Origin of the sequence: Edaphovirga cremea, assembly GCF_003332275.1 — a bacterium.
GTDB classification, from domain to species: Bacteria; Pseudomonadota; Gammaproteobacteria; order Enterobacterales; family Enterobacteriaceae; genus Edaphovirga; species Edaphovirga cremea.
The window spans coordinates 59,622-67,768 of the sequence record NZ_QOVA01000022.1 but is presented as its reverse complement, the minus strand read 5'-3'; the positions used below and the strand labels follow the sequence as shown (position 1 = coordinate 67,768).

The following is an 8,147-nucleotide window of genomic DNA, read 5'->3' as shown; positions in this document are numbered from 1 at the left end:
GTATCGGCGCAGCCGACGGGGAATACCGCGAAAAAGCCCGGGTTCAAAGGGCCGCGGCGACTGGCGGCCCTTTGTCGGTTGAGGCTTCGAGGCTCAAGTAGAAAAATACATTTATATCAACCGAAACATGCTCCGAGCCTGTTTTTAAAACGGGTGCAGGGGCGCGCCAAGCCCCCTCCAATCACACTGCCCTAAAAGATATCTCCGTCGGAATCGCTTCCCCCTTCCAATACAACTGCGCAGCAACTCGTCCCGCCAGTTGGCGATACAACGCCGTAAACTCACTCTGCGGATTGGCAATCACCGTTGGTTCGCCACGGTCGAGATCTTCGCGTAAAGAAATATGCAGTGGCATCTGTCCAAGCAGTTCGCAATGATATTTGTCGGCCAGCCTCTGCGCGCCCCCCGTGCCAAAAATTGGCTCGTGGTGACCACAATTGCTGCAAATATGAATACTCATATTCTCAACGATACCCAACACCGGCACCTTCACCTTCTCAAACATCACGATGCCTTTCATCGCATCAAGCAGCGCAATATCCTGCGGCGTGGTCACGACCAACGCACCCGTCACGGGAATATTCTGCGACAGCGTCAACTGGATATCACCTGTTCCCGGCGGCATATCGATCACCAGATAATCCAGATCCGGCCAGAGCGTATCCTGCAGCATCTGCATCAACGCTTTGCTCGCCATCGGTCCGCGCCACACCATGGCATTATCATCGGTCACCAAATATCCGATCGAATTGGTCGCCAGCGCATGTGCAATAATCGGTGCCATATGCTGGCCGTCCGGTGACGTTGGGCGCTCATGCTCAGTTCCCAACATATTGGGAATAGACGGGCCGTAGATATCCGCATCCAGAATACCCACTTTGGCCCCTTCGGCGACCAGCGCCAACGCCATATTCACTGCCGTACTGGATTTTCCGACACCGCCTTTACCCGAGCTCACGGCGATAATATTGCGCACGCCTTTAATCCCCGGCTGATCGTTAACCCGGCGCAGCGTGGCGATATCATGCTTGAGCTTCCACTCAACCGCACTGGCTCCTGTCACGCGCATCAATTCAGCGCTGGTGGCATCATTTAAATCGTCAAAACCACTCTGCCAGGCAAAAGGCATCACCAACTCTACATGCAGCACATTATCGAGCAGCGCGCAGCGATGAATCGCCTTCAGCGTAGTCAGGTTATTTTTCAGGGTCGGATGGGTAAAGGTGGCCAGAACGCCGGTCACCAGGGCACGCAGAACCTCTGGGGTTTTCTGCTCAGGGGATTTAGGATTCATCCCGGCTCCTTGATATTCTCATGAGTAACCAAATGGTAAACATCGTTAGCATATCAGAACTCAATGCACCCTGCCGTGGCAATAGGAAAGAAACCAGCCTAGCGGCAGAAGAGAGGATCGGTTAACATCAAAGACCCTTTTTTACTAAAACAGAAAGCAAGTTCTAACTATGGCTCAAGTCGCGAAAAAATTATTGGTGACGTGCGCACTTCCGTACGCCAACGGCTCCATTCATCTCGGACATATGCTCGAGCACATCCAGGCTGATATTTGGGTCCGTTTCCATCGAATGCGCGGCCACCAGGTTCACTTCATTTGTGCAGACGATGCTCACGGTACGCCTATCATGCTGAAAGCTCAGCAGTTGGGGATTCCGCCGGAGCAGATGATTGATGAGATGAATCTGGAGCACCAGAAAGATTTCGCTGGTTTTGAGATCAGTTATGACAACTATCATTCAACGCACAGCGAAGAAAACCGCGAGCTGTCTGCGCTGATTTACGGCCGCCTGAAAGAGAACGGTTTTATTAAAAACCGCACCATTTCTCAGCTCTACGATCCGGAAAAAGGCATGTTTCTGCCGGACCGTTTTGTCAAAGGCACGTGCCCGAAATGTAAATCACCAGACCAGTATGGCGATAACTGCGAAGTTTGCGGTGCAACTTACAGCCCGACCGATCTGATCGATCCAAAGTCTGCCGTTTCCGGTGCAACCCCGGTAATGCGTGAGTCCGAGCACTTCTTCTTTGATCTGCCCTCTTTCAGCGAGATGTTGCAAGCCTGGACACGTTCCGGTGCCTTACAGGAACAAGTCGCCAACAAGATGCAGGAGTGGTTCGAATCGGGTCTGCAGCAGTGGGATATCTCGCGTGATGCGCCCTATTTTGGTTTTGAAATCCCTGATGCGCCGGGTAAATATTTCTACGTATGGCTGGATGCGCCAATCGGTTATATGGGTTCATTCAAGAATCTGTGTGACAAGAGTGGCGATCTGAATTTTGACGACTACTGGCAGAAGGATTCTGACGCCGACCTTTACCACTTCATTGGTAAAGACATCGTCTATTTCCACAGCCTGTTCTGGCCGGCGATGTTGGAAGGCAGCAACTTCCGCAAGCCAACCAATCTGTTCGTTCACGGTTATGTCACCGTCAACGGCGCGAAGATGTCGAAATCGCGCGGTACATTTATTAAGGCGAGCACTTACCTGCAGCATTTGGATGCAGATTGCCTGCGCTATTATTACGCGGCCAAACTCTCCTCACGCATCGATGATATCGATCTCAATCTGGAAGATTTTGTCCAGCGCGTGAATGCCGATATTGTGAATAAAGTGGTCAATCTGGCGTCACGCAATGCCGGTTTTATCAATAAGCGTTTTGAAGGAAAACTGTCATCAACGTTGGCTGACGAGGGTTTGTACAAGACCTTTACCGATGCGGAGGGCAGCATTGCCGAAGCTTATGGTAACCGTGAATTTGGTAAAGCAATTCGTGAGATCATGGCGTTGGCAGATTTGGCCAATCGTTATGTCGATGAGCAGGCTCCATGGGTAGTGGCGAAGCAGGAAGGCCGCGATGCCGATCTGCAGTCGATCTGCTCGATGGGGATCAATTTGTTCCGCGTGTTGATGACCTATCTGAAACCGGTTTTACCCGCGTTGAGCGTGCGTACTGAAGCATTCCTTAATACGCCGTTGGAGTGGGATGGAATTCATCAGCCACTGTTGGATCACCCGATTACTCCGTTCAAGGCCCTGTTTAACCGTATCGATCTCGATAAAGTGACTGAGATGGTCAACGCGTCGAAGGAAGACATGGCGACCACCAACGTGGCGACAGGCCCTCTAGCCGATGCTCCCCTTCAGGAGACCATTACTTTTGACGATTTCGCTAAAGTTGATATGCGTATTGCGTTGATCACACAGGCTGATTTTGTTGAAGGTTCTGACAAACTGCTGAAGCTGTCGTTGGATTTAGGTGGCGAGACGCGGCAGATTTTCTCTGGTATCCGTTCTGCTTACCCGGATCCTAAAGCGCTGGAAGGCCGTTTAACCATTATGGTGGCGAATCTGGCACCCCGGAAGATGCGTTTTGGCGTATCAGAAGGCATGGTGATGGCGGCGGGTCCTGGCGGGAAAGATATTTTCCTGTTGAGTCCAGACAGTGGGGCTGTACCAGGCATGCAGGTGAAATAGTGGTGGTTTGCAGGTGCTTGCGGGTATCTGCAAATACGCTTTTTTTGGCTGCCGGGCGGGCAGATCGCTTTTTGTTGAGGCCACTCAACGCGCGGTTTGCTTTAGAACAGGCTGGGAGCAGGTTTCGGTTGATCTAGATTCAGCTTTCACCTGGAGTCGAAGTTAAGGTCAAAAGATGGCTTTGTTGGTTGATTGCTTTGGCTTTTGTTTCGTTCTTTCAGTGTAAAGATCGGCAATCAAGATACCGTCTTGTCACCTTAGTTGGCAAGACGGTATCTTGAACGCCAAATATAATACTTAAAGAACAACAACATAGCCAAAGCGTTCAACCAACAAAGCTATCTTTTGACGTTAACAAACATTGAAATACAAGCCTCAAGTAGAAAACATATTATATCAAAACCGCCGTTGAGCGGCCTCAATAAAAGGCGCCCCCGGCAGCAACAGTTTCAATATGAAAAAATCATCTTAACCCCACCAGACAAAATAACCAATCCGATAAAAAAGATAACAATCACAATATAAATGTCATGCTTTTGCATCTCCATTCTCCTTATTACCTCCGAATGAAATCCATTCATCAGAACCATTGTCCGAAGCGGCGAATATAAATAGTCTTCACTCCCTGCGCCAAAGCGCAATAACCAATCAACGTAGCTGCCAGCCATGGGAAATACTGCCACGGCAAGGGTTGCAGCCCGACCAAACTACCCAATGGCGAGAACGGAATATAAATACCCAATGTCATCACCAGCCCTGTCATCAGTAATACCGGCAGTGCCGCCGTACTCTGGATGAAAGGAATTTTCTGCGTACGCAACATATGCACAACCAACGTTTGTGACAGCAATCCCTCGATAAACCAACCGGACTGGAACAACGCCTGATATTCAACGCTGTTTGCCGCAAACACATACCACATCAACAAATAGGTCGTGATATCAAACACTGACGACGTTGGTCCCATCCATACCATAAAACGGCCAATATTCTTTGCATCCCATTTGCGCGGTTTGCGTAAAAACTCTTTGTCCATTTTGTCCCAAGGCAAAGAAAGCTGGGAAATATCGTACATCAGGTTTTGAATCAACAGATGAATTGCCAGCATCGGCAGGAACGGAATAAATGCACTGGCAACCAATACGGAAAAAACATTGCCGAAATTAGAGCTGGCCGTCATGTTCAGATATTTAATGATATTACCGAAGGTTTCACGCCCTTTAATCACCCCCTCTTCCAACACCATCAGATTTTTCTCAAGCAGAATAATATCAGCCGACTCCTTGGCAATATCCGTGGCGGTATCAACAGAGATACCGATATCCGCATCGCGCAAAGCCGGTGCATCATTAATACCATCCCCAAGGAAACCCACGGTATGGCCGTTTTTTTGCAGCATCTGCAAAACCCGTGATTTCTGTAGCGGGGTTAACCGGCAAAATATCGTGCGCTGTTCAACCAACTTCGCCAACTGATCATCATGCAGGGCATCAATCACACTGCCAATCAAGGGTTCACCGGGTTCCAGCCCGACATCACGACAAATTTTGCTGGTAATAATCGCGTTGTCTCCGGTCAATACTTTTACCGTAACGCCATTTTCACGCAGGGCACCAATGGCTTGTGCTGCGCTCTCCTTTGGTGGATCGAGGAAAGTCAGCAAGCCATGAATCACCAGATCGCGTTCATCGGCTTCACACAGCGGGCCTATCAAAGGATCATGCAACTCACGCACGCCAATCAACAGAACGCGGAATCCTTGCAGATTGTAGTCCTCAACCAACGCAGTCAACGCCTGACGACGCGCATCATCCAGCGGGTGAATCTGTCCCTTCTCCTGAACAGAACTGGCAACGTGCAGCATCTCTTCCAGCGCGCCTTTGCAGATTAGCGTCTGCTTTTGTTCATCGGCCACAACCACCGACAAGCGACGACGGACAAAATCAAAAGGCAGTTCATCTATTTTCCGATAACGGTTCAGTCCTTCAGTTTCTGCTTTACCTCGGCCAAAATGCAGTACCGCCTGATCCATCAAATTTTTCAGACCACTTTGCTGGCTGCTATTAAGCCAGGCAAGCTGAAATACCCCGCAATCCGTTTCCCCTCGCACATTCAAATGCCCCGCGAGAATGATCCGATCCTGAGTCAGCGTACCGGTCTTGTCCGTACAAAGTACATCCATTGCGCCGAAATTCTGGATAGCATTCAGACGTTTAACTACGACTTTACGCTTAGCCATCGCAATCGCCCCTTTCGCAAGGTTGGAACTGACGATCATCGGTAACATTTCGGGCGTCAGGCCAACGGCGACAGCCAGTGCGAACAGCGCCGCTTCACCCCAGTCACCTTTGGTAAAGCCGTTAATCAGCAGTACGACCGGAACCATGATCAACATGAAGCGAATGAGCAACCAACTGACGCTGTTGACCCCGCGGTCAAATGCGGTTTTGGCACTTCCGGTTCCCACGATGGATTTAGCCAGCGAGCCGAAGTAAGTCTGCCCTCCCGTTGCTACGACAACCGCCGTGGCCTTGCCGCTGGCGATATTGGTTCCCATCAGGCAGATATTGGACAAACTGAGCAGATCCCCTTTTTGCTCAATCGCCTGACACGACTTGGCACAAACGTCACCGAGAGTGTCATATTTCTCTACCGGCAAAGATTCCCCAGACAGTACTGCCTGACTGACAAAAAGATCCCGCGAGCCGATCAGCCGAACATCTGCTGGTACCATATCACCGGCAGAAAGATGGATGATGTCGCCGGGGACCAGGTCGCGCAGAGGAATTTCCTGCAGTTGCGAAGGCGCGCTGAAGTGGGGTCGGCGCAGGACGGTGGCCGTAGTGCGCACCATGGACTTCAGCGCTTCAGCCGCTTTATTGGTACGAAACTCTTGCCAGAACCGCAGCAAACCGCTGAGCGCGACCATCACCACAATGATGATCACCCCAACCAAATCCGTCTCTTCCCCTTTTCCCAGCGGTAGCCAGTAGTCGGTGAAAAAACTGATGGCAGCCAACACCATCAATACCCAGATAAATGGATTATTGAAGGCTTGAAACAATTGAACCAGCGCGGGAGGCGCCTTGTCGTGGGCTACCTGGTTTGGGCCATAAATTTGCAGACGATCGACTACATCTTCATCGGTTAACCCGTTCAAGTGGGTGGTTAAATGGGCTAGCGTCGTGTCGAGACTATTTTGCGCCTCTCGTGCGATATCAAAATCGACATCACCGGACTGCCGATTTTTATTCACTTTGATGTTTTTACATTTCTGATTCATAACACTATTCTCTGGATTTAATGCTTTTTTTGCGCGCAAAAAAGCCGCCGCAAGATGCGGAGTTTTTATGCACAGATCAATACAGGGAAAGCGTTGCGGCAGGTGAAAGGAGGGGCGTGGAGCTTAAAACTTCCTGCTCCTCCTTGCGTCGTGGCAACGCAATCGGGTCTCGCTCGACGGAGGTTCTGTCATAACGGCTCCTTATTTTTCGTCTTTAATTGGTTAAATTGTTGGTAACACGCCAGTGAACTGCACTGACACTTTTTTCAAGACTGATGCGGCAAACAATATTTTCGAGATCGCGCTGTGCGGCCGGGAAAGCAAGAATATCGGCACATACTTCAAGTTGACCCGGCCGGGCGATATCGGCGCTACACAGTGATTGCAGGCGCAGCGCCATGCCGTTTAAAGCCTGTAAAATCAGGGTTCTTACCAGGATCTCATCTTGCGCACCGCAGGTAATCTGGATGCGGTAACACTGTTCGGTATCGACCTCGACAGATTTGGGCTGTAAGTTGATGCGCTGTGCCGCTTCACGCAAAAGAATGTTCGCGCAGAGCAATACCAGCGTGGCAACGATGGCGTTGGCAAATTGCCCGAGCCCACACAAAACCCCTACCGCGGCGGAACACCACAACGTGGCGGCAGTATTCAGCCCGCTGATATTGAGACCTTGTCGCATGATCACACCAGCCCCCAGGAAACCGATGCCGGAGACAATTTGCGCGGCGATACGACCTGGGCTGTCAGGTGATGTACTGGCGGAACTAAGGATAAAAATTGCTGCACCGGTGGCGACTAACGCGTTGGTGCGCAGGCCAGCCATACGTTGGCGCCACTGGCGTTCGGCACCGATCAGGGAGCCAAGCAGAACGGCCAGCGACAAATGCAGGATAAATGGAGTCCATGCCATGATTATTTCTCTCTTTTTCACGCACACTGAGGCGCGGTTATTCATCTGATGTGCGACAAGCGCACGAAAGCACGCTGAATAATCAGCGTTGAATCAGACGGAATAACCAGGAGGAAACAGGCTATGGCCGACAGTTGAAGTAAAAATGATACGCATAATGCATCCCGATCCAGAGCTCTTGTCTGGAACAACTTTTGGGTTATAACGGGTATGCAACAGCTCAGAAAGGAGGTGGTGACATTGCCCGCCGTGTTTAACGGCAAGCGAGGTATCGTGAGATAGGCTAGCTTGCCGATTGGGTCTCGCTACAACTTTGACTTTCCAATTTTTCTCTCCACGAAAATTTGGCTGGACTATAACGGCAGTTTTTGCCGAAGTAAATCATTAAAGTAGGTCCGTTGAGGTGGGATTTAGGTTCGGGGGCGGGGCGCTTTTGGGTAGTTGGAGGCAGAACGAGCCT

General features: G+C 50.5%; 4 protein-coding genes. 1 reads left to right on the top strand and 3 read right to left on the bottom strand.

The features are described 5' to 3' along the window. Positions 1-181 precede the first annotated feature (181 nt). The gene (gene apbC / locus DRI82_RS19955) at positions 182-1,294 is read right to left on the bottom strand and encodes an iron-sulfur cluster carrier protein ApbC (protein WP_114195659.1); all 1,113 of its coding nucleotides are present in this window, start codon (positions 1,292-1,294) and stop codon (positions 182-184) included. Positions 1,295-1,463: 169 nt separating this feature from the next. On the opposite strand from apbC, the gene metG reads away from it, so the two are divergent. Continuing rightward, positions 1,464-3,491 (top strand): methionine--tRNA ligase, encoded by a 2,028-nt coding sequence (gene metG / locus DRI82_RS19950; RefSeq protein WP_114195658.1) that lies wholly within the window; start codon positions 1,464-1,466, stop codon positions 3,489-3,491. Between the two features lie 580 nt (positions 3,492-4,071). Here the strand turns inward: metG and mgtA are convergent. Both mgtA and DRI82_RS19940 read right to left on the bottom strand, forming a co-directional pair. Continuing rightward, positions 4,072-6,774, bottom strand: a complete 2,703-nt coding sequence (mgtA, locus tag DRI82_RS19945) for a magnesium-translocating P-type ATPase (RefSeq protein ID WP_114195657.1) — start codon at positions 6,772-6,774, stop codon at positions 4,072-4,074. A gap of 214 nt (positions 6,775-6,988) precedes the next feature. Continuing rightward, positions 6,989-7,687: an MgtC family protein gene (locus tag DRI82_RS19940; protein ID WP_114195656.1), complete on the bottom strand. Its 699-nt coding sequence runs from the start codon at positions 7,685-7,687 to the stop codon at positions 6,989-6,991. Positions 7,688-8,147 lie beyond the last annotated feature (460 nt).